23 protein-coding genes are annotated in these 26,360 nt (G+C 61.2%); 10 read left to right on the top strand and 13 right to left on the bottom strand.

The window, feature by feature from the left end:
* Positions 1 to 93 precede the first annotated feature (93 nt).
* A complete protein-coding gene (locus tag AC27VU_RS13160) occupies positions 94 to 681 on the top strand; it encodes a LysE family translocator (protein ID WP_226501712.1) in 588 nt (195 codons plus the stop codon).
* 12 nt (positions 682 to 693) lie between these two features.
* Here AC27VU_RS13160 and AC27VU_RS13155 read toward each other — a convergent pair whose 3' ends face one another.
* The 4 genes from AC27VU_RS13155 to AC27VU_RS13140 all read right to left on the bottom strand — a co-directional run bounded on the left by AC27VU_RS13155 (position 694) and on the right by AC27VU_RS13140 (position 3,751).
* The gene (locus tag AC27VU_RS13155; protein ID WP_488724227.1) at positions 694 to 1,452 is read right to left on the bottom strand and encodes a DJ-1/PfpI family protein; all 759 of its coding nucleotides are present in this window, start codon (positions 1,450 to 1,452) and stop codon (positions 694 to 696) included.
* A 60-nt stretch (positions 1,453 to 1,512) separates the two neighbouring features.
* On the bottom strand, positions 1,513 to 2,346 hold the full coding sequence (locus AC27VU_RS13150) for an AraC family ligand binding domain-containing protein (protein ID WP_488724226.1): 834 nt from the start codon (positions 2,344 to 2,346) through the stop codon (positions 1,513 to 1,515).
* A 35-nt stretch (positions 2,347 to 2,381) separates the two neighbouring features.
* Positions 2,382 to 2,885 carry a VOC family protein gene (locus AC27VU_RS13145; protein WP_003224132.1) on the bottom strand — a complete coding sequence of 168 codons (504 nt, stop codon included), beginning with the start codon at positions 2,883 to 2,885 and terminating at the stop codon, positions 2,382 to 2,384.
* A gap of 191 nt (positions 2,886 to 3,076) precedes the next feature.
* Positions 3,077 to 3,751 carry a class I SAM-dependent methyltransferase gene (locus AC27VU_RS13140; RefSeq protein ID WP_488724225.1) on the bottom strand — a complete coding sequence of 225 codons (675 nt, stop codon included), beginning with the start codon at positions 3,749 to 3,751 and terminating at the stop codon, positions 3,077 to 3,079.
* Between the two features lie 93 nt (positions 3,752 to 3,844).
* Between AC27VU_RS13140 and AC27VU_RS13135 the strand changes: the two genes are divergently transcribed.
* The gene (locus AC27VU_RS13135) at positions 3,845 to 4,237 is read left to right on the top strand and encodes a GFA family protein (protein WP_488724224.1); all 393 of its coding nucleotides are present in this window, start codon (positions 3,845 to 3,847) and stop codon (positions 4,235 to 4,237) included.
* 136 nt (positions 4,238 to 4,373) lie between these two features.
* On the opposite strand, the gene AC27VU_RS13130 is transcribed toward AC27VU_RS13135, so the two are convergent.
* The gene (locus tag AC27VU_RS13130; protein WP_488724223.1) at positions 4,374 to 5,204 is read right to left on the bottom strand and encodes an alpha/beta fold hydrolase; all 831 of its coding nucleotides are present in this window, start codon (positions 5,202 to 5,204) and stop codon (positions 4,374 to 4,376) included.
* Positions 5,205 to 5,455: 251 nt separating this feature from the next.
* On the opposite strand from AC27VU_RS13130, the gene AC27VU_RS13125 reads away from it, so the two are divergent.
* From AC27VU_RS13125 to AC27VU_RS13110, 4 genes are all read left to right on the top strand, one after another.
* The gene (locus tag AC27VU_RS13125) at positions 5,456 to 5,911 is read left to right on the top strand and encodes a (2Fe-2S)-binding protein (RefSeq protein ID WP_003224136.1); all 456 of its coding nucleotides are present in this window, start codon (positions 5,456 to 5,458) and stop codon (positions 5,909 to 5,911) included.
* 20 nt (positions 5,912 to 5,931) lie between these two features.
* Positions 5,932 to 8,094 (top strand): xanthine dehydrogenase family protein molybdopterin-binding subunit, encoded by a 2,163-nt coding sequence (locus AC27VU_RS13120; protein WP_488724222.1) that lies wholly within the window; start codon positions 5,932 to 5,934, stop codon positions 8,092 to 8,094.
* A 1-nt stretch (position 8,095) separates the two neighbouring features.
* Positions 8,096 to 8,674 (top strand): hypothetical protein, encoded by a 579-nt coding sequence (locus AC27VU_RS13115; RefSeq protein WP_488724221.1) that lies wholly within the window; start codon positions 8,096 to 8,098, stop codon positions 8,672 to 8,674.
* A 62-nt stretch (positions 8,675 to 8,736) separates the two neighbouring features.
* Entirely contained in the window at positions 8,737 to 9,702 is a 966-nt protein-coding gene (locus AC27VU_RS13110; protein WP_103522342.1) for a sensor domain-containing diguanylate cyclase, read from the top strand.
* Positions 9,703 to 10,735: 1,033 nt separating this feature from the next.
* Here the strand turns inward: AC27VU_RS13110 and fabI are convergent.
* The 8 genes from fabI to gloB form a co-directional block, all read right to left on the bottom strand.
* Entirely contained in the window at positions 10,736 to 11,530 is a 795-nt protein-coding gene (gene fabI / locus AC27VU_RS13105) for an enoyl-ACP reductase FabI (RefSeq protein ID WP_003202751.1), read from the bottom strand.
* A gap of 19 nt (positions 11,531 to 11,549) precedes the next feature.
* Entirely contained in the window at positions 11,550 to 13,160 is a 1,611-nt protein-coding gene (locus tag AC27VU_RS13100) for an ABC transporter ATP-binding protein (RefSeq protein ID WP_103485053.1), read from the bottom strand.
* A 1-nt stretch (position 13,161) separates the two neighbouring features.
* A complete protein-coding gene (locus AC27VU_RS13095; protein WP_003224146.1) occupies positions 13,162 to 14,181 on the bottom strand; it encodes an ABC transporter permease in 1,020 nt (339 codons plus the stop codon).
* A 1-nt stretch (position 14,182) separates the two neighbouring features.
* Positions 14,183 to 15,256, bottom strand: coding sequence for a microcin C ABC transporter permease YejB (locus AC27VU_RS13090; protein WP_003224148.1), 1,074 nt, complete (start codon positions 15,254 to 15,256; stop codon positions 14,183 to 14,185).
* Between the two features lie 4 nt (positions 15,257 to 15,260).
* Positions 15,261 to 17,102 (bottom strand): extracellular solute-binding protein, encoded by a 1,842-nt coding sequence (locus AC27VU_RS13085; RefSeq protein WP_103522344.1) that lies wholly within the window; start codon positions 17,100 to 17,102, stop codon positions 15,261 to 15,263.
* Entirely contained in the window at positions 17,099 to 18,931 is a 1,833-nt protein-coding gene (locus AC27VU_RS13080) for an extracellular solute-binding protein (RefSeq protein WP_488724220.1), read from the bottom strand. Before AC27VU_RS13080 ends, AC27VU_RS13085 begins: the two co-directional genes overlap by 4 nt.
* 241 nt (positions 18,932 to 19,172) lie before the next feature.
* Complete coding sequence (locus AC27VU_RS13075; protein WP_488724219.1) at positions 19,173 to 20,639, bottom strand: LysM peptidoglycan-binding domain-containing protein; 1,467 nt, start codon at positions 20,637 to 20,639, stop codon at positions 19,173 to 19,175.
* Between the two features lie 99 nt (positions 20,640 to 20,738).
* Positions 20,739 to 21,506, bottom strand: coding sequence for a hydroxyacylglutathione hydrolase (gene gloB / locus AC27VU_RS13070; RefSeq protein ID WP_103485056.1), 768 nt, complete (start codon positions 21,504 to 21,506; stop codon positions 20,739 to 20,741).
* A 66-nt stretch (positions 21,507 to 21,572) separates the two neighbouring features.
* Between gloB and AC27VU_RS13065 the strand changes: the two genes are divergently transcribed.
* The 4 genes from AC27VU_RS13065 to AC27VU_RS13050 all read left to right on the top strand — a co-directional run bounded on the left by AC27VU_RS13065 (position 21,573) and on the right by AC27VU_RS13050 (position 26,354).
* Positions 21,573 to 22,331, top strand: coding sequence for a methyltransferase domain-containing protein (locus AC27VU_RS13065; RefSeq protein WP_003224159.1), 759 nt, complete (start codon positions 21,573 to 21,575; stop codon positions 22,329 to 22,331).
* 91 nt (positions 22,332 to 22,422) lie between these two features.
* Positions 22,423 to 22,884 (top strand): ribonuclease HI, encoded by a 462-nt coding sequence (gene rnhA, locus AC27VU_RS13060; protein WP_003224162.1) that lies wholly within the window; start codon positions 22,423 to 22,425, stop codon positions 22,882 to 22,884.
* Between the two features lie 211 nt (positions 22,885 to 23,095).
* Positions 23,096 to 23,854, top strand: a complete 759-nt coding sequence (gene dnaQ / locus AC27VU_RS13055; RefSeq protein WP_003224164.1) for a DNA polymerase III subunit epsilon — start codon at positions 23,096 to 23,098, stop codon at positions 23,852 to 23,854.
* Between the two features lie 244 nt (positions 23,855 to 24,098).
* A complete protein-coding gene (locus AC27VU_RS13050) occupies positions 24,099 to 26,354 on the top strand; it encodes an Orn/Lys/Arg family decarboxylase (RefSeq protein ID WP_488724218.1) in 2,256 nt (751 codons plus the stop codon).
* The last annotated feature ends 6 nt before the right edge of the window (positions 26,355 to 26,360 follow it).

Raw genomic sequence — 26,360 nt, 5'->3', positions numbered from 1 at the left:
CTGTAGATTAATCGGGGTAATTTTGTTCAATACACCCAAGGGTGGCGCTGGTTAGTGTTGCGATCTTGTTCCTTGAATTGAAACAGGTGTGCGATGAGTCTGATTGTGTCGATGGCGGCGTTTGCATTGGTGGCGTCCATTACCCCGGGACCGGTGAATATCGTGGCGTTGAGTTCCGGCGCGCAATTCGGCTTCCGGGCCAGTCAGCGGCATGTGGCGGGGGCGACGTTGGGGTTTGTGTTGCTGCTGGTGCTGATGGGCTTGGGGCTGCATGAAGTGCTGACGTTGTGGCCGTCCCTGACCCGGGTGGTGCAACTGGCCGGGGTGGCGTTTCTGTTGTTCATGGCCTGGAAACTGGCGGCTGATGACGGCCAGTTGAATGCCGGCGAGGCGGCGCGTGCGCCGTCGATGTTGTACGGCGCGGTGATGCAATGGCTCAACCCGAAAGCCTGGCTGGCTTGCGTGGCGGGGATGGGCGCGTTTGTCGCCGATGGCGAGGCGCGGCTGGTCTGGCAGTTTGCGGCGGTGTATCTGGTGATCTGTTATTTGTCAGTGGGTTGCTGGGTATATGCCGGGACGTTTTTACGTGGGTATCTGGGCAATCCGGCGGGGATGCGCCTGTTCAATCGGTTCATGGCTTTGTTGCTGGCGGCGAGTGCGATTTATCTGTTGTTGCCATAAGTCTCGTGTCATTCACCCAGCCGATCGTGCTTGCAGCATGGCGACCCATTCTTTGGCGAAGCGATGGCAATCACCGGGCCAGCGCGCCGTCAGCAGATTGCCGTCGCGCACCACAAACCCTTTTTGCGGCGCTTTTGCGCTATCACGCCTGGCGATGAGGGGACCGCGTACAAAGTCGGATTGGCGCGACAGTGCGGCAGTCACCTCTGCCTCGACGGTCTGCGGGTAAGTGCGGAAGTAACGCCCCAGCCAGGCGCAGGTCATCAGCCAGGCCGGTAACTCCATGGTGGCCGCCAGCAACGCTGTGACCTTGCGCCCGAACAACACCGAACGTCCGGTGTCAGGGTCAAGGGTGCGGGCCAGTAACAGCACGCCATGACACACCGCCGCCACGGGTTTTTGTGCCTTGAAAAACTGCAGGGCGATTTGCCGTGCCTGTCCGGACTCCAGCAGGCTGCGCATGCCTTTGGCATGACCGCCGGGAATCAGCAGACCGTCGAACTGAGACGGGTCGACATCGGCATACGCCAGCGGTTGAAGAAATGCCGCGCTGTCGATCATCCGGGCGTAACTGTCCAGGTCGGCCTTGCGCGTCATCAGCATCGGGTTCAGCGGCCCGAACCCAACGCTCACCAACCGTGAATCGGCGTAGGCAGGCAGGCCTTGCGGCGTGGCAAAACGGGCTTCGATGCCCGCGTTGTGCAGCGCTTGCCACGGCACGCTGCTTTCAGTCGGGTCGTAATCGGCGGACGGCAACAGAATCAGAATCATCCAGAGCAAACTCCCGGGCCGGGATTGGCCGCTGATCTGGAGCGTAGTCGATTTTAACTGTCAGCCGCGATATTGGCCGGGTGTCGCGGCCAGATGCTGTTTGAACGCGCGCTGGAAGTGCGCTTGATCGGCAAACCCTGCTTCAAGGGCGACATCGGCAATCAACTGGCCGCTGCGCAGGCGTTCGCGGGCGAACTGGATGCGCTGGTTGACCACGAACGCGTGCGGGGTCATGCCGTAATGCTGCTTGAAGGCGCGGATCAGGTACGAGGGCGACAGCTGCGCCGCCGTGCAGATGTCCTCCAGGCTGAGCAGATCGGTACAGCGTTCACGAATGAAATCGGCGGCGCGTTCGAGCTTGAAATTCGGCTCGCGCAACGGTTGTTCCGCCGGGTTCAGGCGCAGCTGCAGGTCGCTGAAAAACTCCACCGCTGCGCTCTGTTTACGCAGTACATCCTGCTGCTCATCGACCAGTGTGGCGTACAACCCTTGCAGCGCCCGGAACAGCCGAGCGTCATTCAAATGCGTGGTGGAAAATCGGCGGAACTCAAGCTCGGTACTGAACCCCAACTGATGCTGCAAGTCCGTCAGCCACGGCGTTTCCACATACAACATCAGATACGACCACGGCTGATCATCGATCGGATTGCAGGCGTGCACATCGCCCGGGTTCATCAGTACCACGGTGCCGGCGGCGACGTCGAACGTCGATTGCTCATGCACATAAATGCTGCGCCCGGCGGTGATCGCACCGATGGAAAAATGCGCATGGGAATGGCGCGAGTAGCAGACCTCACGGCCATCGGCGATAGCCCGCGCTTCGATGAAGGGCAGGGCGTCGTCACGCCAGAAGTGTGGCGCTTTTTCAGGGCTTTTGGCGGCGGCGTGTTTCATCGTTATTGTTCCCGGCAGGCCAGAACCGGAGTGTATTAGCTCTGGCCGGCAAAGGCCCGCTCAAGTTCGGCGATGTCGAGTTTTTTCATCTTGAACATGGCCTGCATCGCCCTTTGCGACTTAGTGGTGTCGGGGTCTTGCATCATGTGCATGAAGGCCACCGGTACAATTTGCCACGACACCCCGAACTTGTCCTTGAGCCAACCGCATTGCTGGGCCTCAACCGGGCCGCCGGCCGACAGGTTGCCCCAGAAGTGGTCGACTTCTTCCTGATTCTGGCAATTGACCTGAAACGATATGGCTTCACTGAACTTGAACATCGGCCCGCCGTTGAGCCCGGTGAAGGTCTGGCCGTCGAGTTCGAAACTGACGGTCATCACCGCACCTTCCGGCTTGCCGTGAAATTCCTGGCCGACCTTGCTGTAGTGGGTCAGGCCGGTGATTTTCGAATGATCGAAGACCGAGCAGTAGAACTTCGCAGCGGCTTCGGCCTGATCATCGAACCACAGGCACGGTGTGAGTTTTTGAAAGCGTTGCATGGCAGTCATCCTCGGCAGGTTAGACACGCAGGATAATCAGCGTAGTCAGTCCTTGGTCGAGTGGCGGTGCCGTAGATCGACAAGTGCTTCGCGGTCGAACACAAACCCCTGTAGGAGTGAGCCTGCTCGCGATGGCGTCGGTACAGGCGTTGGGGTTGCCTGAGCCTACGCCATCGCGAGCAGGCTCACTCCTACAAGGGGCGCTGCTCGGCAATCATCAACAGGGACTGCGGCACCGCACTTTGCGGATGCTGCGGTTCGTGCAGGCCGACCAGTCTGAACCCCGCCATGTCCAAGGCATTCAGCCAACTCGACAGCGTGCGGAAATACCACGGCATCGGCTGCCACTGGCCCTTGAACCCGGCGAAGGATTCTTCACGCCAGCCATCCTGATAATCGCCGGCCGCCACGGCCCAAGGATGCAGGGTCTGGATGATCAAGGAGCCGCCGGGAACCAGCAACGCATTCATCGCGGCGAGCAGCGCAATGATGTCCTGATGCAGCAGCGAGAAATTAGCGCAGACCAAATCGTAATCACTGCCGACATCGACCCGGGCGTCGACCAGCGCCTCGTAACTGGCAACATGCAGCTTGCCCGAACCGGCCTCACGTGCTGCCTCGATCAGCTTCGCATCGCCATCGACACCCGCCGCATCGATGCCCCGGTCTGCCAGCGCCCGCAACAACCAGCCTTCACCGCATCCCAGATCCAGCACTCGCTCGGGTTGACGGCTCATGATCGCCAGCAGGATCGCCTGATCGGTGACCTGCTGACGGCTTTCGATGGAACCGCTGCGGATCACTTCGATCCAGGCATCGGCGTTGTCGTGCCAACTCTGCAGAAGGGTGGATTCGGGTGAAGGCATGGCGCTGTCTCCGGTAAAAGGCAGATTGTGAGCGTTCGCTGGTGCGCCTGCTATGTTCAAAGGCTGAACAGAGTCTGGCAGAGGATAGACACCATGAGCCCATTAACTGGCGGTTGCCTGTGCGGCGATGTGCGTTTCGAAGCATCGGGCCAGCCTTACCGCGTCGGCATCTGCCACTGCCTCGATTGCCGCAAACATCACGGTGCGTTGTTCCATGCCTCGGCGATATTCCCCGAAAATGCGGTGACCATCAGCGGCAAGACTGGCACGTATCAAGGGCGAGTGTTCTGTCCGCGCTGTGGTTCACCGGTACTTGCGCATTCGGGGGATGAAATTGAAGTGAATGTCGGCTCGCTAGACGAGCCTGACCAGTTCAAGCCGACTTATGAGTTGTGGACTATCCGTCGTGAGGCCTGGTTGCCGGCGCTGCCATTGGCTCACCACTACGAACGTGATCGAGAGCGTACGAGTCGTTCCGAGGAGTAGTGCACTTCAGGCCAATCAAGTCCCCTTGTAGGAGTGAGCCTGCTCGCGATAGCGTCAGCAAAGCTTGAACATTTGTTGCCTGATACATCGCCATCGCGAGCAGGCTCGCTCCTACAGGAGATAGGCGGCACTCTCCTCAGCCGCGAATAAACGCCAGCAGATCGGCATTGATCGTCGCTGCCTCTGTCGTCGGCATCCCGTGCGGAAACCCCGGGTACGACTTCAACGTGCCATTTGGAAGCAATTTCGCCGACAAAGGCCCCGAGTTCGCATACGGCACAATCTGATCATCCTCTCCATGCATCACCAGCACCGGCACGGTGACCTTCTTCAGGTCTTCGGTGAAATCGGTCTGCGAGAACGCGACGATCCCGTCGTAATGCGCCTTGGCGCCGCCGATCATGCCCTGACGCCACCAGTTGCCGATGATCCCCTCGGAGGGCTTGGCCCCCGGGCGGTTGTAGCCGTAGAACGGCCCGCTGGGAACATCGCGATAGAACTGCGCGCGATTGGCCGCCAGCTGCGCTTGCAAGTCATCGAACACCGATTTCGGCAAGCCACCGGGATTGCTTTCGGTCTTGACCATCAGCGGCGGTACCGCGCTGATCAGCACGCCTTTGGCGACGTTGTCCTGACCATGCCGGGCAATGTAGTGGATGACCTCGCCGCCGCCGGTGGAGTGGCCGACATGCACCACGTTCTTCACCCCCAGATGCTGAACCACCGCCAGCGCATCGTCGGCGTAATGGTCCATGTCGTGGCCGTCCCAGACCTGGCTCGAGCGTCCGTGCCCGCGACGGTCATGGGCAATCACCCGAAAGCCCTGGGCCAGAAAGAACAGCATCTGCGCGTCCCAGTCATCCGAACTGAGCGGCCAGCCGTGGTGGAAGTGGATCACCGGGGCGCCTTTCGGCCCCCAGTCCTTGTAGAAAATATCGACGCCGTCTTGGGTGGTGACAAATCCCATGTTCGCGACTCCTGACCATTGTGATGGGTTACCGCGCTCGTCGCAGACCGGTCGTGAGGGTTCGGATGAGCGCCGTTATCAGCCGTAGGATTAAAGTCGACATTTTCGGGGGCAGGCATGACCGGTGGTCGCAACGTCTGGCTTCACGCGCAAATTAGGCTTTGCTGAAAGGGATAAGCCGAGGCGCGCACAGGCTTCGATGGCCGTAGCGACGCCCCTTCAGAACACCGTGAGTCTGAGGAAAATCCCCGATGCTGACCTTGAATATCAATGGCAAGGATCAGGAACTCGATGTGCCGGCCGACATGCCGTTGCTCTGGGTCCTGCGTGACGTTGCGCACCTGACCGGTACCAAATTCGGCTGTGGCATGGCCCAGTGCGGCGCCTGCACCGTACACGTCGATGGCGCTCCGTTGCGTGCCTGTATCACGCCCGCCACCGCCGTGGCCCACGGCCAGAAAATTCTCACCATCGAAGGCCTTTCGACCGATGGCTCGCACCCGGTGCAGCAGGCCTGGGCCGAACTCGATGTGGTGCAGTGCGGTTACTGCCAGTCGGGGCAGATCATGTCTGCCGCCGCGCTGCTGGCGAAAATCCCCAAACCCACCGACAGCGATATCGATCAGGCGCTCTCCGGCAACATTTGCCGCTGCGGCACCTATCCACGGATCCGCGCGGCAGTTAAGCGCGCGTCCGAAATCGGCTGATGCATGTTGGGAGAAGGGTAATGAACAGTCCTGTATCGCGTCGCGGATTTCTCAAGGGCAGTGCCGTGCTGGGTGGCGGTCTGGTGGTGGCGTTCGTGGTCCCCGGTGCCCATCGGTTTGCCATGGCGGCGGAGAATGAAGGCAAGGTCTTCGCGCCGAATGCGTTTTTGCGCATCGCCGCCGACAACAGCGTGACGGTGTTGCTCGGGCATTCGGAAATGGGCCAGGGCATCTGGACCGGCCTGACCATGCTGATCGCCGAAGAGCTGGACGCCGACTGGTCGACGATCCGCGTCGAACACTCGCCGGCCTCGGCGGCCAATTACGGCATGCCGGCGTTTGGCGGGATGCAGATTACCGGCGGCTCGACCTCGACCTGGATGGAGTTCGACCGTTACCGACTCGCCGGGGCCACGGCGCGACAGATGCTGGTGGAGGCGGCGGCCAAGCGTTTCGACGTGGCGCCTTCAGCCATTCGTACTGAATCGGGCGTGGTGATCGCCGGCGATAAACGCGCGACGTATGGCGAACTGGCGGACGCCGCCGGGCAACTGCCGGTGCCGGATCCCAAGTCGATCACCTTCAAGGAGGCCAAAGACTGGAAGGTCATCGGCAAGCCGACCAAACGCCTCGATACCCCGGAGAAAATCACCGGCCGCGCCAAATTCGGCATGGACGTGCAGTTCGACGGTTTGATGACCGCGATGGTCGCCCGTGCGCCGGTGTTCGGTGCCACGGTCAAATCCTTCGAAGGCGCCGAGGCGCTGGCGGTGCCGGGTGTGCACAAAGTGGTGCAAGTACCGACGGGCGTGGCGGTGATTGCCGATCATTACTGGGCGGCGAAACTCGGTCGTGATGCATTGAAAGTCGATTGGGATCTGGGGCCGCATACGGATCTGAGCAGCCAGGGCTTGCTCGACAGCTTCCGCAAACTGGCGGCGACACCGGGCACTTCCGCCAGCCAGGCTGGGGATCCGAAAGGCAACTTCGACAAGGCGGCGAAGAAAATCGACGTCGAGTACAGCGTGCCGTATCTGGCGCATGCACCGATGGAACCTCTGAACTGCACAGTGAAAATCAGCGCCGAAAAGTGCGAGATCTGGACCGGCACGCAATTCCAGACCCTCGACCAGATGGTCGCCGGCAAGATCACCGGACTCAAATCCGAGCAGGTGGAGATTCACACCGAGTTTCTTGGCGGCGGTTTCGGGCGCCGGGCCAATCCGACCTCGGACTTCATCGCCGAAGCGGTGCAAGTGGCGAAGGCTGCCGGGATGCCGGTGAAAACCGTGTGGTCCCGCGAAGATGACATTCGTGGCGGGTATTACCGCTCGATGTTCCTGCATCAGGCGCGCATCGGCCTCGATGGGCAGGGCCTGCCGCTGAGCTGGCAGCATGTGCTGGTCGGCCAGTCGATCATGACCGGCACTCTGCTGGAAGCGACCATGGTCAAGAACGGCATCGACCCGACGTCGGTCGAAGGCGTGGCCGACAGCCCGTATATCAAAGGCCTGGCCCATCAACAGGTCGAGCTGCATTCGCCGCAGACCGGGATCAATGTGCTGTGGCTGCGTTCGGTGGGGCACAGCCACACCGCGTTCGTCATGGAGTCGCTGATCGATGAAATGGCCGCCGCGGCGAACAAGGATCCGGTGGAATACCGACGCACCTTGCTCAAGGATCATGCGCGGCATCTCGGGGTGCTGAATCTGGCGGTGGAGAAGGCCAACTGGCAAGCGCCATTGCCGGACGGGCATGCGTTGGGCGTGGCGGTGCATGAGTCGTTCGGCAGTTATGTGGCGCAGGTGGCCGAGGTCTCGCAGGACAATCTGGCGATTCGCGTGCACCGCGTGGTCTGTGCGGTGGACTGCGGGATCGCGGTCAACCCGCAGAGCATCGCCGCGCAGATGGAATCGTGCATCACCTTTGGCCTGGGCATGGCGCTGCACAGCAAACTGACGGTCAAGGATGGCGCGGTGGTGCAATCCAATTATCACGACTATCAGGTGCTGCGGCTCAACGAGATGCCGCTGGTCGAGGTGCATATCGTGCCCAGCAGCGACAAACCCGGCGGCATCGGCGAGGCCGGTGTCCCGCCCACCGCACCGGCGGTGGCCAACGCGGTGTATGCGCTGACCGGGCAACGGTTGCGTGAACTGCCGCTGCAACTGGCGGGGGTGTGAGATGAAACGACATCTGCTGTTGGGCACCATGATCTTGCTGGGGCTGGGCGGCTACGCCTCGGACCTGTTTGCCGATGATCAGGAGGCGCTCAAGGCGTTCGGTACGGTGCAGAAGGTGTTCCAGAGCCCGCGCTGCCAGAACTGTCACATCCCCGGCGACTCGCCGCTGCAGTTCGATGCGGGCAAACCGCACGCGATGAACGTGGTGCGCGGCATGGACGGCAAGGGCGCCGCCGGTTTGCCCTGCGCCACCTGCCACGCCGAGAGCAACCCGCCCGACAGTTATGGCCCGCATGCGCCACCGGGTGCGCCGCACTGGAGCCTGCCACCGGCGACGCACAAAATGGCGTGGATCGGCCTGCCACCGGACAAGTTGTGCGCAATGATCAAGGATCGTTCGAGCAACGGCGACCGGGATTTCGCCGCGCTGATAAAACATGTCAGCGATGACAAGTTGGTGCTGTGGGGCTGGAACCCCGGAGCAGGGCGCGCGCCGGTGCCGGTGCCGCATGACATTTTTGTGGCTCAGTTCAAGCTTTGGGCCGACGCGGGCGGCCCGTGTCCGGTGGCGGGCGGTTGATGTGTGTGAGTCGCTGGCGAATCAGGCTACTCTAACGGTCATTGACCCTGATGGAGTGCGTGATGCTGGCCCCGATCAAACCCGCCAATGAAGCAACCCGAATTCAAGCGCTGCACGGCTTGAATGTCCTCGACTCCGCGCCGGAGGAGCGTTTCGACCGGCTTACGCGGCTGGCCAAGCGCCTGTTCAACGTGCCGATTGCCTTGGTGACGTTGGTGGATAGCGATCGTCAGTGGTTCAAGTCTTGCGTGGGGCTGGGCGTCAGTGAAACGCCGAGGGATGTGTCATTCTGCGGTCATGCGATCCTTCAGAACGAACTGCTGTTGGTGGCTGATGCCAAGGAGGACGCGCGCTTTCACGACAATCCGCTGGTCACCGGCGAGCCGAAGATTCGTTTCTATGCCGGCTACCCGCTGACGGTGCCCAATGGCAACAAAATGGGCACGCTGTGCCTGATCGACACCAGACCGCGGGAACTCGACGACGAGGAGCGCGCCCTGTTGCGCGACCTCGCCGGCATGGCCGAGCAGGAATTGATGGCGGTGCAGATGGCGAGCATGGATGAGCTGACGCTGCTGTCCAACCGCCGTGGCTTCAAGACCCTGGCCCAGCATGCGCTGGACGCCTGCAAACACCGGGACAAACCGGCGACGCTACTGTTTTTCGATCTCAATGATTTCAAGCAGATCAACGATCGCTACGGCCATGCCGAGGGCGACAGTGCGCTGAAGACCTTCGCCGACGTGCTGCGCATCGCTTTTCGCGAAAGCGATGTGATCGGGCGATTGGGCGGCGATGAGTTCGTGGCGCTGCTGACCGGTTCCAGTCACGTCGAAACCACGGCAATCATGGCGCGGCTCAAGGAAATCCTCGACGAGCGCAATGCAATGTTGCAGCGCGGCTACGACATTCGCTTCAGCGTCGGCCAGATCGAATACGATTCCCGACGGCATGACACGGTGGATCGGCTGCTGGCCGATGCCGACGAGGCCATGTATGCGCACAAGCAGGCGTTGAAGCGGCGCTGATTCGGCCTCATCGCTGGCTTGCCAGCTCCCACAAGTTTCTCGGGTGTTCACGAAATCCCGGTGCTGCGTAGGCCCCCTGTGGGAGCGGGCTTGCTCGCGAAAGCGTCCGATCAGGTGGTATCCATGTTGAATGTACCGGCCTCTTCGTGAGCAAGCCCACTCCCACAAGTTTCTCGGGTGTTCACGAAATCCCGGTACTGCGCAGGACCCTGTGGGAGCGGGCTTGCTCGCGAAAGCGTCTGGTCAGGCGATATCGATGTTGAATGTGCTGGCCTCTTCGTGAGCAAGCCCACTCCCACAAGTTTCTCGGGTGTTCACGAAATCCCGGTGCTGCGCAGGACCCTGTGGGAGCGGGCTTGCTCGCGAAAGCGTCCGGTCAGGTGGGATCCATGTTGAATGTGCCGGCCTCTTCGTGAGCAAGCCCACTCCCACAAGTTTCTCGGGTGTTCACGAAATCCCGGTGCTGCGCGCAACCCTGTGGGAGCGGGCTTGCTCGCGAAGGCGTCCGGTCAGGTGGTATCCATGTTGAATGTACCGGCCTCTTCGTGAGCAAGCCCACTCCTACAAGTTTCTCGGGTGTTCACGAAATCCCGGTGCTGCGCGCAACCCTGTGGGAGCGGGCTTGCTCGCGAAGGCGTCCGGTCAGGTGGTATCCATGTTGAATGTACCGGCCTCTTAGTGAGCAAGCCCACTCCCACAAGTGTCTCGGGTGTTCACGAAATCCCGGTGCTGCGCAGGCCCCCTGTGGGAGCGGGCTTGCTCGCGAAAGCGCCTGGTCAGGCGATATCGATGTTGAATGTGCCGGCCTCTTCGTGAGCAAGCCCACTCCTACAAGTTTCTCGGGTGTTCACGAAATCCCGGTGCTGCGCGCAACCCTGTGGGAGTGAGCTTGCTCGCGAAAGCGGTGTGTCAGGCCATGAGTAATTGCCTGAAGGAATGCCTTCGCGAGCAAGCCCGCTCCCACAGGGAGGGCAGTGTTACCGGCACAAAAAACCCGCCTTACGAGGCGGGTTTTTTATTGGCAGACCGAAGATTACTCTTCGATATTGCCCATCGCGGTGGTGTTGAAGCCGCCGTCGACGTACATGATTTCACCGCTGATGCCCGACGCCAGGTCGGAGCACAGGAAGGCGCCGGCGTTGCCGACTTCTTCGATGGTGACGTTGCGGCGCAGTGGGGTTTGCGCTTCGTTGGCGGCCAGCATCTTGCGGAAGTTCTTGATGCCCGAGGCTGCCAGGGTACGGATCGGGCCGGCCGATACGCAGTTGACGCGGGTGCCGTCCGGGCCCAGGGAGCCGGCCAGGTAACGCACGCCAGCTTCCAGCGAAGCCTTGGCCATGCCCATCACGTTGTAGTTCGGCATGGTGCGCTCGGCGCCCAGGTACGACAGGGTCAGCAGGCTGCCGTTGCGGCCTTTCATCATTTCGCGGCCAGCCTTGGCCAGGGCCACGAAGCTGTAGGCGCTGATGTCGTGAGCGATGCGGAAACCTTCACGGGTGGTGGCTTCGGTGAAGTCGCCGTCCAGTTGGTCGCCCGGGGCGAAGCCGACGGAGTGCACGATGCAGTCCAGGCCGTCCCACTTCTTGCTCAACTCTTCGAAGACCTTGGCGATTTCTTCATCGCTGGCCACGTCGCACGGGAAGCACAGCTCAGGGCTCGAACCCCAGCCTTGAGCGAATTCCTCAACACGACCTTTCAGTTTGTCGTTCTGATAAGTGAAGGCAAGCTCAGCGCCCTCGCGATGCATGGCGGCAGCGATGCCGGATGCGATGGACAGCTTGCTGGCGACACCGACGATCAGTACGCGCTTACCGGCGAGAAAACCCATGTGTTGCTCCTCTTTCAGGTTATTGCGCAGTGGCTGGTGCCAAAAAAGCGGCTTCCAGCAACTGCTGTGTATACGGATGTTTGGGGGCGGCAAAAATATCTTGCGCAGCTCCCTGTTCGACCACTTGGCCATGCTTGACCACCATCAACTGGTGGCTCAGCGCTTTGACGACAGCCAGGTCATGGCTGATGAACAAATACGTCAGGTTGTACTTGGCTTGCAGTGAACGCAACAGCTCCACCACTTGCCGCTGCACCGTGCGGTCGAGCGCGGAAGTCGGCTCGTCCAGCAGGATCAGCGCCGGTTTCAGCACCAAAGCCCGGGCAATGGCGATACGTTGCCGTTGCCCACCGGAAAATTCGTGAGGGTAGCGGTGCCGGGTTTCCGGATCCAGACCTACCTCCTTCAATGCCGCAATAATCGCCGCTTCCTGCTCGGCGGCGGTGCCCATCTTGTGAATCCGCAGGCCTTCGCCAACGATGTCGCTGACGCACATCCGCGGGCTCAGGCTGCCGAACGGATCCTGAAACACCACCTGCATCTCCCGACGCAACGGACGAACCTCGTTCTGCGTCAGGCAGTCTAGCTGTTTGCCCTCAAAGCGAATGGCGCCTTTGCTGCCGATCAGCCGCAAAATCGCCAGACCCAGCGTGGATTTGCCGGAACCGCTTTCCCCCACGATCCCCAGAGTCTGTCCCTGAGGCAGGCTGAAATTGATGCCGTCCACTGCCTTGACGTAATCCACCGTGCGCTTGAGCAGGCCTTTCTTGATCGGGAACCAGACTTTCAGGTTCTCGACTTCGAGCAGCGGCGCCCCGATTTTATTGGTCGCCGGGCCTCCGCTGGGCTCCGCGCCGAGCAATTCCCGAGTGTACGGATGCTGCGGCGAACGGAACAGCTCTGCGCACGATGCCTGTTCGACGATGCAACCGCGCTGCATGACACATACGCGATGCGCAATTCTTCGCACCAGGTTCAAATCGTGACTGATCAGTAGCAGCGACATGCCCAATCGAGCCTGAAGTTCCTTGAGCAAATCGAGGATTTTCAGCTGAACGGTCACGTCCAGTGCGGTGGTCGGTTCGTCGGCGATCAGCAACTCCGGCTCGTTGGCCAGGGCCATGGCGATCATCACTCGCTGGCGCTGACCGCCGGACAATTCGTGGGGCAGGGCCTTGAGGCGCTTGTGCGGCTCGGGGATGCCGACCATCTCCAAAAGCTCCAGCGTGCGCTTGGTTGCGACTTTACCGGTCAGGCCCTTGTGGATGCCCAGCACCTCGTTGATCTGCTTCTCGATCGAATGCAGCGGGTTGAGAGAGGTCATCGGCTCCTGAAAGATCATCGCGATCCGGTTACCGCGGATGTGGCGGATGGTTTTTTCGCTCAGGCCGAGCAGATTCTGCCCCGCATAGTTGATGCTGCCGGCCGGATGTCGGGCCAGCGGGTAGGGCAGCAGGCGCAGGATCGAGTGCGCCGTCACCGATTTGCCCGAGCCGGACTCGCCGACCAGCGCCAGGGTTTCACCGCGCTTGATGTCGAAACTCACGCCCTCGACTACTCGGTGCCGCCGCTCGTTCAAGCCGAACTCGACGGCGAGGTCGCGCACTTCGATCAGATTATCCTGATTCATTTCACTTCCTCGGGTCGAAGGCATCGCGAGCGGACTCGCCGATAAACACCAGCAGACTCAACATCAGCGCCAGCACGGCGAACGCGCTAATGCCCAGCCACGGTGCCTGGAGGTTGGATTTGCCCTGGGCCACCAGTTCACCCAGCGACGGGCTGCCGGCCGGCAAGCCGAAGCCGAGGAAATCCAGCGCAGTCAGGGTGCCGATGGCGCCGGTGAGGATGAACGGCATGAAGGTCATGGTAGAAACCATGGCGTTGGGCAGAATATGGCGGAACATGATCGCACCGTTCTGCATGCCCAGCGCCCGCGCGGCGCGCACGTATTCTAGGTTGCGCCCGCGCAGGAACTCGGCGCGCACCACGTCGACCAGACTCATCCACGAGAACAACAGCATGATCCCCAGCAGCCACCAGAAATTCGGCTGGACGAAACTGGCGAGGATGATCAGCAGGTACAGCACTGGCAATCCCGACCAGATCTCCAGAAAGCGTTGCCCGGCCAGATCGACCCAGCCGCCATAGAAACCCTGCAGCGCGCCGGCAATCACGCCGATGATCGAGCTGAGCACGGTCAGCGTCAGGGCAAACAGTACGGAAATGCGGAAGCCGTAGATCACCCGTGCCAGCACATCGCGGCCCTGATCGTCAGTGCCCAGCAGGTTGTCCGCCGACGGCGGGGCCGGGGCCGGGACTTTCAGGTCGTAGTTGATGCTTTGGTAGCTGTAGGGGATCGGCGCCCACAACACCCACGCATCCTTGGCCTTGAGCAGTTCGCGGATGTACGGGCTCTTGTAGTTGGCTTCCAGCGGGAATTCTCCGCCGAAGGTGGTTTCCGGGTAGCGCTTGATCGCCGGGAAGTACCAGTGGTTGTCGTAATGCACCACCAGCGGCTTGTCGTTGGCGATCAGCTCGGCACCGAGGCTCAGGCCGAACAGGATCAGGAACAGCCACAGCGACCACCAGCCACGCTTGTTGGCCTTGAACAGTTCGAACCGGCGGCGATTGAGAGGGGACAGGTTCATCTCAATGCTCCCGGCTGGCGAAGTCGATGCGCGGATCGACCAGGGTGTAGGTGAGGTCGCCGATCAGTTTCACCACCAGGCCGAGCAGGGTGAAGATGAACAGGGTGCCGAACACCACCGGGTAATCGCGGTTGATCGCCGCTTCGAAGCTCATCAGGCCGAGGCCGTCGAGGGAGAAGATCACCTCCACCAGCAACGAGCCGGTGAAGAAGATGCCGATGAACGCTGACGGGAACCCGGCAATCACCAGCAGCATCGCGTTGCGGAACACGTGGCCGTAGAGCACGCGATTACGCGTCAGGCCCTTGGCCTTGGCGGTGACCACGTACTGCTTGTTGATCTCGTCGAGGAAGCTGTTTTTGGTCAGCAGGGTCATGGTCGCGAAGTTGCCGATCACCAGTGCCGTCACCGGCAGCGCGAGGTGCCAGAAGTAGTCGAGGATCTTGCCGCCCAGGCTCAGTTCATCGAAGTTGTTCGAGGTCAGCCCGCGTAGCGGGAACCAGTCCAGATAACTGCCGCCGGCAAACACCACGATCAGCAGAATCGCAAACAGGAACGCCGGAATCGCATAGCCGATGATGATCGCCGAACTGGTCCACACGTCGAAGTGGCTGCCGTGCCGCGTGGCCTTGGCGATCCCCAGCGGGATCGACACCAGGTACATGATCAGCGTGCTCCACAGCCCGAGCGAGATCGATACCGGCATCTTTTCCTTGATCAGGTCGATAACCTTGGCGTCGCGGAAAAAACTGTCGCCGAAGTCCAGCTTCGCGTAGTTCTTGACCATGATCCACAGGCGTTCCGGGGCCGACTTGTCGAACCCGTACATGTGCTCGATTTCCTTGATCAGTGCCGGGTCCAGACCTTGCGCGCCGCGATAGGCGGAGCCGGCCACCGACACTTCGGCACCGCCACCGGCGATGCGGCTGGTGGCGCCTTCGAAGCCTTCGAGCTTGGCGATCATCTGCTCCACCGGGCCGCCGGGCGCGGCCTGGATGATCACGAAGTTGATCAGCAGAATCCCGAACAGGGTAGGGATGATCAGCAGCAGTCGCCGAAAAATATACGCCAGCATCTGATTACTCCGTGCCCACAGGGTCGGCTTGCAGTTTGGTTTCGACTTCTATGGCGGGTTTCGCGTCAGGCTTGACCCACCAGGTGTTAATCCCGATGTCGTATTTGGGCGAGACTTTCGGGTGGCCGATGTGATTCCAGTAGGCCACGCGCCAGGTCTTGATGTGCCAGTTGGGGATCACGTAATAGCCCCATTGCAGCACCCGATCCAGCGCCCGGGCGTGAGCCACGAGGCTGCTGCGCGAGTCGGCGTTGATCAGATTTTCCACCAGGTGATCGACGATCGGGTCCTTGAGGCCCATGGTATTGCGGCTGCTCGGTTTGTCGGCGGCGGCGCTCATCCAGAATTCGCGTTGCTCGTTACCCGGCGAGTTGGACTGCGGGAAGCTGCCGACGATCATGTCGAAGTCCCGCGAGCGCACACGGTTGATGTACTGCGAAACATCGACACGGCGGATCACCAGATCGATGCCGAGGTCGGCCAGGTTGCGCTTGAACGGCAGCAGCACGCGTTCGAATTCGGTCTGCGCGAGGAGGAATTCGATGACCACCGGTTTGCCGCTGGCGTCGACCATTTTGTCGTCGACGATCTTCCAGCCAGCCTCTTGCAACAGCTGATAGGCCTCGCGCTGCTGGGCGCGGATCATGCCGCTGGCGTCGGTCTTGGGGTTTTCGAAGGCTTCGCTGAACACCTGGGCCGGGAGCTTGCTGCGAAACGGTTCGAGGATCGCCCGTTGCTCGGCGTCGGGCAGGCCGGTGGCGGCCATTTCCGAGTTCTCGAAATAACTGCGGGTGCGGAAGTAGGCACCGTTGAACAGCTGTTTATTGGTCCATTCGAAATCAAACAGCAAGCCGAGCGCCTGACGCACCCGCACATCCTGAAACACCGGACGGCGCAGGTTGTAAACGAAGCCCTGCATGCCGGTCGGGTTGCTGTTGGCGATCTGTTCCTTGATCAAGCGACCTTCGGTGACCGCCGGGATGTTGTAAGCGTTGGCCCAGTTCTTCGCGGTCATTTCCAGCCAGTAATCGAACTGGCCGGCCTTCAGCGCTTCGACGGCGACGGTGTTGTCGCGGTAGTAATCGGTGGTCATCACGTCGAAGTTGTAGAACCCGCGATTGACCGGCAGGTCCTTGCCCCAGTAGTCCTTGACCCGTTCATAGCGCACCGAGCGCCCGGCCTTCACTTCGGCGACCTTGTACGGGCCGCTGCCCAGCGGAATCTCCAGATTGCCTTTGGTGAAATCGCGATTGGCCCACCAGTGTTTCGGCAGCACCGGGAGCTGGCCGAGGATCAGCGGTAACTCACGGTTATTGTTGTGCTTGAACTTGAACAACACTTTGAGCGGGTCTTCGGCGATGGCTTCGTCGACATCGCTGTAGTAGCCACGAAACAGCGGCGAGCCGTCCTTGGTCAGGGTCTGGAAGCTGAACACCACGTCTTCGGCGCGCACCGGGTGGCCGTCGTTGAAGCGGGCTTCCGGGCGCAGGTAGAAACGCACCCAACTGTTGTCCGGGGCTTTTTCGATTTTGGCGGCAATCAGGCCGTATTCGGTGAACGGTTCGTCGAGGCTGTGCTTGGTCAGGGTGTCGTAGATCTGCCCGACGTCATCGGCCGGCACGCCTTTGCTGATGAACGGGTTGAGGCTGTCGAAGCCGCCAAACCCGGCCTGGCGGAAGATCCCGCCCTTGGGCGCGTCGGGGTTCACGTAGTCGAAGTTCTTGAAGTCGGCCGGGTACTTCGGCGGCTCGTTGTACAGGGTCACGGCGTGTTGCGGGGCGGCGCAGGCCAACCCGGCGAACAGCAGACCGCTGGCCTGCACAAGCAGGGCGCGGATGGCGTTCATTGAGCTTTCTCCGAAGATTTCAGCCACCACGTGTTCAGACCCAGGGTGTAGGGCGGCGTGGTGACGAAGGCCAACCGGTTGCGGTAGGCCAGTCGGTGATAATTGAGGTACCAGTTGGGAATGCTGTAGTGCTGCCAGAGCAGCACGCGGTCCAGCGCCTTGCCGGCGGCAACTTGTTCGTCGCGGGTTTGCGCGGCGAGCAACTGTTCGAGCAGGTGATCGACCACCGGGTTGGCGATGCCCGCGTAATTCTTGCTGCCCTTGACCCCGACCTGACTGGAATGGAAGTACTGCCATTGCTCCAGGCCCGGGCTGAGGGTCTGGTTGAGCGTCATCAGGATCATGTCGAAATCGAACTGGTCCAGACGCTGTTTGTACTGCGCGCGATCCACTGTGCGCAGGCGCGCGTCGATACCGATGCTGTTGAGGTTCTCGATGTACGGCTGGAGTATCCGCTCAAGGTTCGGGTTGACCAGCAGCAGTTCGAAGCTCAGCGGCTGGCCCTTCGCGTTTTGCAGGCGCTGGCCATTGAGTTTCCAGCCGGCCTCGGCGAGCAGCGCCAGGGCCTTGCGCATGGTTTCCCGGGGGATGCCGCGGCCATCGGTCTGCGGCAGGCTGAACGGTTCAGTGAGCAGCTTCGCCGGCAATTGATCCTTGTACGGCTTGAGCATCAGCCATTCATGGCCGATCGGCAGGCCGCTGGCGCTGAACTCGCTGTTGGGATAGTAGCTGGTGGAGCGTTGGTAGGCGTCGCTGAAAAGTGCCCGGTTGGTCCACTCGAAGTCGAACATCAGGCCCATGGCTTCGCGGACTTTGACGTCGGCAAAGGTCGGACGCCGGGTGTTCATGAACAGCCCCTGGCTCTGCGTCGGGATCTGGTGCGGGATCTGCGCCTTGATCACCTCGCCACGGCGCACCGCCGGGAAGTTGTAGCCGTTGGCCCAGTTCTTCGCCTGATGCTCGATGTAGATGTCGAATTCGCCGGCCTTGAACGCTTCGAACGCCACGTCGCTGTCGCGGTAGAACTCGACTTCCATGCGATCGAAGTTGTACTTGCCGCGATTGACCGGCAGATCCTTGCCCCAGTAATCCTTGACCCGCTCGAAAATCAGCTGCCGCCCCGGCGTCACCGAGGTGATGCGGTACGGGCCGCTGCCCAGCGGTGGCTCGAAGGTAGTGGCCTTGAAGTCGCGATCCTTCCAGTAATGCTGCGGCAGCACTGGCAACTCACCCAGTCGCAGGATCAGCAGCGGATTGCCGGCGCGCTTCATCACGAAGCGGATGCGCTGCGGGTTGAGGATGTCCACGCGTGCGACTTCCTGCAAAGCGGTGCGGTACAGCGGATGACCTTCCTTGAGCAGCAAGCGATAGGAGAACGCCACGTCGTACGCGGTGATCGGCGTGCCATCGTGAAAGCGTGCTTCCGGGCGCAGATTGAACACCACCCAGCTGCGATCTTCGCTGTACTCCACCGATTGCGCGATCAAGCCATAGCTCGACGCCGGTTCGTCACCGGAGGGCGAATACTGGCCGGTGCCGATCATCAGCGGTTCGTTCAGCTCGTTGATGCCGTACTGCAGGAAATTCGGGGTGGTCACCGGGCTGGTGCCCTTGAAGGTGTACGGATTGACCGTATCGAAGGTGCCGAACGCCATCACCCGCAACGTACCGCCCTTGGGCGCTTGCGGGTTGACCCAGTCGAAGTGGGTAAATCTGGCCGGGTACTTGAGCGTGCCGAACTGCGCATAACCGTGACTCTCGGTAATCGTCGCGCTTGCGGGTGAGCTCAAGGCCAGGCTGATCAGGAGCAGGAGGAGGGGACGCTTCAAGTCAGATCCGATCCAGGCGGCTTGGGCTTTGTGGGCCGTACAGTAACAGCTTGTCTGGACAGGAAAAAGATGCGGGTTAATGCGGGCTTAATCGCCTTCGATTGCGTTTGCTTTTGGTGGGAGCGGGCTTGCTCGCGAATGCGGCCTGTCAGCCGCATATGAAGGTCACTGATACGCCGCATTCGCGAGCAAGCTCGCTCCCACAAAAGCAAAAAAGCCCCTGAATTCAGGGGCTTTGCTGTCAGTGCGGCTGGTAAACCGTGAGCATCTGCCCAGGCTTGAGGGCCTTGCCGGCACCCGGGTTCCAGCGCTTGAGATGCTGCATCTCGACGTTGAAACGCTTGGCCACCACATACAAGGTGTCGCCACGCTTGACCTTGTACTGGGTCTGCTGCTGGCTGTCAGCCTTGCCTTTGGTCTTGCTGTTGGCCGCGATGACGGTATTGACCCGGCCACTGTTGCGAGCCGGGGCGCGCTGGGTGGTGTCTTGCATCACCAGGGTCTGGCCGACCTTGAGGTTTTTGCCGGACAACTTGTTCCAGCGTTGCAGATCCTTGACTTCGACCTTGTTGGCCTTGGCAATGGAACCGAGGTTGTCACCGCGCTTGACCCGATAGGCGCGCTTGAGCTTCGCCACTTCACTTGGGTCGGCCCCGTCGAACACCGGCTTCAGCGAGCGCGGGCTGATCAGTTCTTCAGGTCGCATGGTCTGCAGGCTGGCGGTCAGCAGTTGCGCCTTGGAGGTCGGCACCAGCAGGTGCTGGGGGCCGTCGATGGTGGTGCGCTGCTTGAATGCCGGATTGAGCTGGAACAGTTCGTCTTCGTCGATGTTGGCCACCGCCGCGACCTTGGAAAGGTCCATGCGCTGGTTGATTTCGACGACCTGGAAATACGGTTCGTTGGCGATCGGGTTGAGATTCACCCCGTATGCTTCCGGGGCCAGTACCACTTGCGACAAGGCCAGCAGTTTGGGCACGTAGGCCTGGGTTTCTGCCGGCAGCGACGACAGGTTCCAGTAGTCGGTTGGCAGACCGAGCTTTTCGTTACGCTCGATGGCACGGCTGACGGTGCCTTCACCCGCGTTATAGGCAGCCAGGGCCAGCAGCCAGTCACCGTTGAACATGTCATGCAGGCGGGTCAGGTAGTCCATCGCGGCGGTGGTCGAGGCGGTAATATCGCGACGGCCATCATAGAAGCGGGTCTGGCGCAGGTTGTAGTAGCGGCCGGTGGACGGAATGAATTGCCACAGGCCCGAAGCATCGGCCCGGGAGTAGGCCATCGGGTTGTAGGCGCTCTCGATCACTGGCAGCAGGGCCAGTTCCAGCGGCATGTTGCGCTCTTCGAGACGCTCGACGATGTAATGAATGTAGAGACTGCCGCGTTCGCCGGCGTTTTCGAGAAAGGACGGGTTACTGGCAAACCACAGGCGCTGCTGCTCGATGCGCGGGTTGACGCCCAGGCCGTCCTGCAGCTGGAAACCACCGCGCATGCGCTCCCAGATGTCCTGAGGCACCTGCGGACTTGGCTTTTCGCTCAGCCAGATCGGCTTCTGCTTGGCTCGCGCAGCAATGTTCGGCGTATGGCTCGCCTCGGACTGCGGAGCATGGCTGGAGCAGCCCGCCAACGTGGCGGACACAGCGACCGCGATGGCTTGAGCCAGGCGGGTCAACGTGTCTGAATTGACGGACTTACGTATGGATGACGACATTGGCTGGAAGTAAGTTCCGGGCAAAAATGTCGGGCGATTCTAGAAAGCGCACCCCCTGCGGTCAACCATTCAGAATTTTTGTACCAAGTGGTGAGTCACTTAGAACGTATCTTTCCACGCCCGCAGAGCCGCAAAAACCTCACTCGGCGCCCGGTTTTGAGCGCCTGCCCGTTCGTCCACTTTTTGTGTAACTAATGTTTCAGTGGTACGCAAAAACGGATTGGTGAGCTTTTCCAGGGCCAGGGTCGAGGGCAGGGTCATCACGCCTTTTTCCCGTTGTTGGGTGACTTTTTCCAGACGGGCGGCAATGTCCGGGTTACTCGGTTCGACGGCCGCGGCAAATTTCAGATTGCTCAGGGTGTATTCATGGGTGCAATACACCAGCGTATCCTCGGGCAAGCTGGCGAGGCGGCTGAGCGAGTGGTGCATCTGTTCTGGCGTACCTTCGAACAGGCGTCCGCAACCGGCGGCGAACAGGGTGTCGCCGCAAAACAGCAGGCCGTGGTGGTAATAGGCGATGTGGCCGAGGGTGTGACCGGGCACCGCATAGACATCGAAGTCCCAGCCGAGGACGCTGACCTTGTCGTTGTCCTTGAGCGCCACGTCGCGCCCCGGGATGTTTTCGCTGGCCGGGCCGTAGACTTTGGCGCCGCTCGCCGCTTTCAGGCGTTCGACGCCGCCGACGTGATCGTGATGGTGATGGGTGATCAGAATGTCGCTCAACACCCAGCCCGGGTGCGCGGCCAGCCAGGCCTGCACCGGCGCGGCATCGCCCGGGTCGACCACGGCGCAGCGCTGGGTGCGGTGATCCTGTAACAACCAGATGTAGTTGTCGGTGAACGCGGGCAGGGCACTGATCTGTATCATCGTCGGAATTCGCCAAGCGGAAAACATTGGCGCATCTTAGAGCTTCTAGCGGCGTTGGAGAATGACATGACCGATAAAGCGTTCGCTCAGGCCGATCCCGACTGGCTGGCGTTGATCGGCGCGGCCCGAGAATGGCTGGCCGGCCCGCTCGGGCAATTTTTGCTGGATGAAGAACGGCGCATGCTCGAGGACGAGTTGGGGCGGTTCTTCGGCGGCTACCTGGTGCATTACGGGCCGTCGGCCCAGACTCCGCCGTCGGCGCCGCAGGTGCAGCGCAACGTGCGGCTCGGCGCGCCATTGCCGGGGGTCGAGATCGTCTGCGAGGAACAGGCCTGGCCATTGAGTGAGCACGCTGCCGACGTGGTGGTGTTGCAGCACGGTCTGGATTTCTGTCTGTCGCCCCACGGTTTGCTGCGCGAAGCGGCAAGCAGCGTGCGCCCCGGCGGGCATCTGCTGATCATCGGCATCAACCCCTGGAGCACCTGGGGCTTGCGCCATGTATTCGCCCACGACGCGTTGCGTCAGGCACGCTGCATCTCGCCGTCGCGGGTGGCCGACTGGCTCAATCTGCTGGGCTTTGCGCTGGAGAAACGCCGCTTCGGGTGCTATCGTCCGCCGCTCGCGTCGCCCAAGTGGCAGGCCCGACTGGCCGGCTGGGAACGCAAGGCCGGCGACTGGCAACTGTCGGGCGGTGGCTTCTATTTATTGGTCGCGCGCAAGATCGTGGTGGGCCTGCGTCCGGTGCGTCAGGAGCGCCGCGAGCCAATGGGCAAGCTGATTCCGCTGCCGATGGCCAAGGTCAACCGCCGTCGTATCGAACCGTAAACCTTCTTTTTATAGTGGCCGGACTTGTTCCGGCCGCGGCCATCGTCGATCCGCGATTGACGGGGCCAGGCATTTTTCTGGATAGAGTGGCATGAGCGAAAGCGTCGATAGCGTAGAACTGTTCACCGACGGTGCCTGCAAGGGCAATCCCGGCCCGGGCGGCTGGGGCGCCTTGCTGGTGTGCAAGGGCGTCGAAAAGGAACTGTGGGGCGGCGAAGCCAACACCACCAACAATCGCATGGAACTGCTCGGCGCCATCCGTGGCCTCGAAGCCTTGAAGCGGCCGTGCGAAGTGCTGCTGGTGACCGACTCGCAATACGTGATGAAGGGCATCAACGAGTGGATGGCCAACTGGAAAAAACGCGGCTGGAAGACAGCGGCGAAAGAGCCGGTGAAAAACGCTGACCTGTGGAAAGAGCTGGATGAGCAGGTCAACCGGCACAAGGTCACCTGGAAGTGGGTGCGTGGGCACATTGGTCACCACGGTAACGAACGGGCTGACCAGTTGGCCAACCGTGGGGTGGATGAGGTTCGCGGGTACAAGCAGAGCTGATTCCCTCCGTTGCACCGAGTCGTGGCCTTCGCGAGCAAGCCCGCTCCCACACTGGGTCTCCTGCTTACATCAACATTGTGACCACCGCAGATCCTGTGTGGGAGCGGGCTTGCTCGCGAATGGGCGCGACACGGTCTGACTGAAACACCCCCACCGAGCGTGTTAACATCGCCGCTTTTGCACGATTGACCCCGTTGAGAATTGAACACTGATGGCCACCAGATCCGTTGTACTCGATACCGAAACCACCGGCATGCCGGTGACCGATGGTCACCGGATCATTGAAATCGGCTGTGTTGAACTGATCGGTCGGCGCCTGACGGGCCGGCACTTTCACGTCTATCTGCAACCGGATCGCGAGAGTGACGAGGGCGCGATCGGCGTCCACGGCATCACCAACGAATTCCTCGTCGGCAAGCCCCGTTTCGCCGAAGTCGCCGACGAGTTCTTCGAGTTCATCAACGGCGCGCAGCTGATCATCCATAACGCGGCGTTCGACGTTGGCTTCATCAACAACGAATTCGCCTTGATGGGGCAGCACGATCGCGCTGACATCACCCGGCATTGCACCATCCTCGACACCCTGATGATGGCCCGGGAACGTCACCCGGGGCAGCGCAACAGCCTTGACGCGTTGTGCAAACGTTATGGCGTCGACAACTCCGGCCGTGAATTGCACGGCGCCTTGCTCGACTCGGAGATTCTCGCCGACGTCTACCTGACCATGACCGGTGGCCAGACCAGCCTGTCGCTGGCCGGCAACGCTTCCGACGGCAATGGTACGGGTGAGGGCGCGGACAACTCCGCTACGGAAATCCGCCGTCTGCCGGCGGATCGTCAGCCTGCGCGGATCATTCGGGCGACGGAAGAGGAACTGGCGGCGCATATGGCGCGACTCGAAATCATCGCCAAATCTGCGGGTGGCCCGGCGTTGTGGACGCAGATCGCCGAGGCTGACGCTCAGGCCTGAACACATTTTGTGGCGAGGGAGCTTGCTCCCGCTTGGCTGCGAAGCAGTCATAAAACCTGAATGCACATTGCTGCTGAACGAATACCAGGGGCCGCTTCGCGCCCCAGCGGGAGCAAGCTCCCTCGCCACAAAAGCCGAGTCAGGCTGAGTGAAGCCAACTGGCCACCCTCGCCACTTTCGCTGCAACCCTCTACCCTGAGTGCATTGGCAGACTTTGATCTGCCGCCTCGGGACACTGAGCCTCATGTACAAAGATTTGAAGTTTCCGGTGTTGATCGTCCACCGCGACATCAAGGCCGACACGGTCGCCGGTGACCGTATCCGTGGCATCGCCCGGGAGTTGGAGCAGGAAGGTTTCAATATCGTTTCGGCCATCGACTATACCGAAGGTCGGTTGGTGGCCTCGACCCATCACGGCCTGGCGTGCATGCTGATCGCTGCCGAAGACGCCAGCACCCATTCCCATCTCTTACAAAACATGGCCGAACTGATCGGTCTGGCCCGGGTGCGCGCGCCGGATCTGCCGATCTTCGCCCTGGGCGAACAGGTGACCCTGGAAAACGCCCCGGCCGATGCCATGGCCGAGCTCAATCAGCTGCGCGGCATTCTTTATCTGTTCGAAGACACCGTGCCGTTTCTCGCCCGGCAAGTGGCGCGGGCGGCGCGCAAATATCTGGATGGTCTGCTGCCGCCGTTCTTCAAGGCACTGGTGCAGCACACCGCCGATTCCAACTATTCCTGGCACACCCCCGGGCATGGCGGCGGCGTGGCCTATCACAAGAGCCCGGTGGGGCAGGCGTTTCATCAGTTCTTTGGTGAAAACACTCTGCGTTCGGACTTGTCGGTATCGGTGCCGGAGCTGGGTTCGCTGCTCGATCACACTGGCCCGCTCGCTGAAGCGGAAGAGCGTGCGGCGCGCAACTTCGGCGCCGATCACACGTTTTTCGTGATCAATGGCACCTCGACTGCCAACAAGATCGTCTGGCATTCGATGGTCGGTCGCGATGATCTGGTGCTGGTGGATCGCAACTGCCACAAGTCAGTGCTGCACGCGATCATCATGACCGGCGCGATCCCGCTGTACCTGTGCCCGGAGCGCAATGAGCTGGGGATCATCGGCCCGATTCCGCTGAGCGAATTCAGCCGCGAATCGATCCAGGCCAAAATCGACGCCAGCCCGTTGACCAAGGGCCGTGCGCCGAAAGTCAAACTGGCGGTGGTGACCAACTCGACCTACGACGGCTTGTGCTACAACGCCGAGCTGATCAAACAGAGCCTGGGCAACAGCGTGGAAGTCCTGCATTTCGACGAGGCGTGGTACGCCTACGCAGCGTTTCACGAGTTCTTCGCCGGGCGTTATGGCATGGCCACCTCGCGCACAGAAGACAGCCCGCTGGTGTTCACCACCCACTCCACGCACAAACTGCTCGCCGCGTTCAGCCAGGCCTCGATGATTCATGTGCAGGACGGCGGTGCGCGGCAACTGGACCGTGACCGTTTCAACGAAGCGTTCATGATGCACATCTCGACCTCGCCGCAGTACAGCATCATCGCTTCGCTGGATGTCGCTTCGGCGATGATGGAAGGCCCGGCCGGACGTTCGCTGTTGCAGGAAACCTTCGATGAAGCCCTGAGTTTTCGCCGGGCACTGGCCAATCTGCGCCAGCACATTGCGGCGGATGACTGGTGGTTCTCGATCTGGCAGCCGCCGGGTGTCGAAGGTATCGACCGGGTGCTAACCGAGGACTGGCTATTGCAACCGGACGCCGACTGGCATGGCTTTGGTGAAGTCAGCGACGACTATGTGCTGCTCGACCCGATCAAAGTGACCCTGGTGATGCCCGGTTTGAATGCCGGCGGCGCGCTGAGCGAGAAGGGTATTCCGGCGGCGGTGGTCAGCAAGTTCCTATGGGAGCGCGGGTTGGTGGTGGAGAAGACCGGGCTGTATTCGTTCCTGGTGCTGTTCTCCATGGGCATCACCAAGGGCAAATGGAGCACGCTGCTCACCGAGTTGCTGGAGTTCAAGCGCAGTTACGACGCCAACGTCAGTCTGGCCAATTGCCTGCCTTGCGTGGCCCAGCAAGACACCGCGCGCTATCGCGGCATGGGTTTGCGTGACCTGTGCGATCAACTGCACGCCTGTTACCGCAGCAATGCCACCGCCAAGCATCTGAAACGCATGTACACGGTACTGCCGGAAATCGCCATGAAACCGGCCCACGCCTACGATCATCTGGTGCGCGGCGAAGTCGAGGCGGTGCCGATCGATGAGCTGGAAGGGCGGATTGCCGCGGTGATGCTGGTGCCGTATCCACCGGGGATTCCGTTGATCATGCCGGGCGAACGCTTTACCGAGGCGACCCGCTCGATCATCGACTACCTGAAGTTTGCCCGCACGTTCGATAGCAGCTTCCCCGGTTTTGTCGCTGATGTGCATGGACTGCAACATGAAGACGAGGGCAATGGGCGGCAGTACACCGTCGATTGCGTCAAGGAATGAGGACTT

This window comes from Pseudomonas sp. 14P5.3.2 (assembly GCF_057799175.1).
Note: the sequence above shows the minus strand (reverse complement) of the source record. Positions and strands in the feature narration are given on the sequence as shown.

Bases quoted from the DNA above. Each gene is read 5' to 3' on its own strand.
- AC27VU_RS13160 (WP_226501712.1), top strand. From the start codon at position 94: ATGAGTCTGATTGTGTCGATGGCGGCGTTTGCATTGGTGGCGTCCATT.
- AC27VU_RS13155 (WP_488724227.1), bottom strand. From the start codon at position 1,452: ATGATTCTGATTCTGTTGCCGTCCGCCGATTACGACCCGACTGAAAGC.
- AC27VU_RS13150 (WP_488724226.1), bottom strand. From the start codon at position 2,346: ATGAAACACGCCGCCGCCAAAAGCCCTGAAAAAGCGCCACACTTCTGG.
- AC27VU_RS13145 (WP_003224132.1), bottom strand. From the start codon at position 2,885: ATGCAACGCTTTCAAAAACTCACACCGTGCCTGTGGTTCGATGATCAG.
- AC27VU_RS13140 (WP_488724225.1), bottom strand. From the start codon at position 3,751: ATGCCTTCACCCGAATCCACCCTTCTGCAGAGTTGGCACGACAACGCC.
- AC27VU_RS13135 (WP_488724224.1), top strand. From the start codon at position 3,845: ATGAGCCCATTAACTGGCGGTTGCCTGTGCGGCGATGTGCGTTTCGAA.
- AC27VU_RS13130 (WP_488724223.1), bottom strand. From the start codon at position 5,204: ATGGGATTTGTCACCACCCAAGACGGCGTCGATATTTTCTACAAGGAC.
- AC27VU_RS13125 (WP_003224136.1), top strand. From the start codon at position 5,456: ATGCTGACCTTGAATATCAATGGCAAGGATCAGGAACTCGATGTGCCG.
- AC27VU_RS13120 (WP_488724222.1), top strand. From the start codon at position 5,932: ATGAACAGTCCTGTATCGCGTCGCGGATTTCTCAAGGGCAGTGCCGTG.
- AC27VU_RS13115 (WP_488724221.1), top strand. From the start codon at position 8,096: ATGAAACGACATCTGCTGTTGGGCACCATGATCTTGCTGGGGCTGGGC.
- AC27VU_RS13110 (WP_103522342.1), top strand. From the start codon at position 8,737: ATGCTGGCCCCGATCAAACCCGCCAATGAAGCAACCCGAATTCAAGCG.
- fabI (WP_003202751.1), bottom strand. From the start codon at position 11,530: ATGGGTTTTCTCGCCGGTAAGCGCGTACTGATCGTCGGTGTCGCCAGC.
- AC27VU_RS13100 (WP_103485053.1), bottom strand. From the start codon at position 13,160: ATGAATCAGGATAATCTGATCGAAGTGCGCGACCTCGCCGTCGAGTTC.
- AC27VU_RS13095 (WP_003224146.1), bottom strand. From the start codon at position 14,181: ATGAACCTGTCCCCTCTCAATCGCCGCCGGTTCGAACTGTTCAAGGCC.
- AC27VU_RS13090 (WP_003224148.1), bottom strand. From the start codon at position 15,256: ATGCTGGCGTATATTTTTCGGCGACTGCTGCTGATCATCCCTACCCTG.
- AC27VU_RS13085 (WP_103522344.1), bottom strand. From the start codon at position 17,102: ATGAACGCCATCCGCGCCCTGCTTGTGCAGGCCAGCGGTCTGCTGTTC.
- AC27VU_RS13075 (WP_488724219.1), bottom strand. From the start codon at position 20,639: ATGTCGTCATCCATACGTAAGTCCGTCAATTCAGACACGTTGACCCGC.
- gloB (WP_103485056.1), bottom strand. From the start codon at position 21,506: ATGATACAGATCAGTGCCCTGCCCGCGTTCACCGACAACTACATCTGG.
- AC27VU_RS13065 (WP_003224159.1), top strand. From the start codon at position 21,573: ATGACCGATAAAGCGTTCGCTCAGGCCGATCCCGACTGGCTGGCGTTG.
- rnhA (WP_003224162.1), top strand. From the start codon at position 22,423: ATGAGCGAAAGCGTCGATAGCGTAGAACTGTTCACCGACGGTGCCTGC.
- dnaQ (WP_003224164.1), top strand. From the start codon at position 23,096: ATGGCCACCAGATCCGTTGTACTCGATACCGAAACCACCGGCATGCCG.
- AC27VU_RS13050 (WP_488724218.1), top strand. From the start codon at position 24,099: ATGTACAAAGATTTGAAGTTTCCGGTGTTGATCGTCCACCGCGACATC.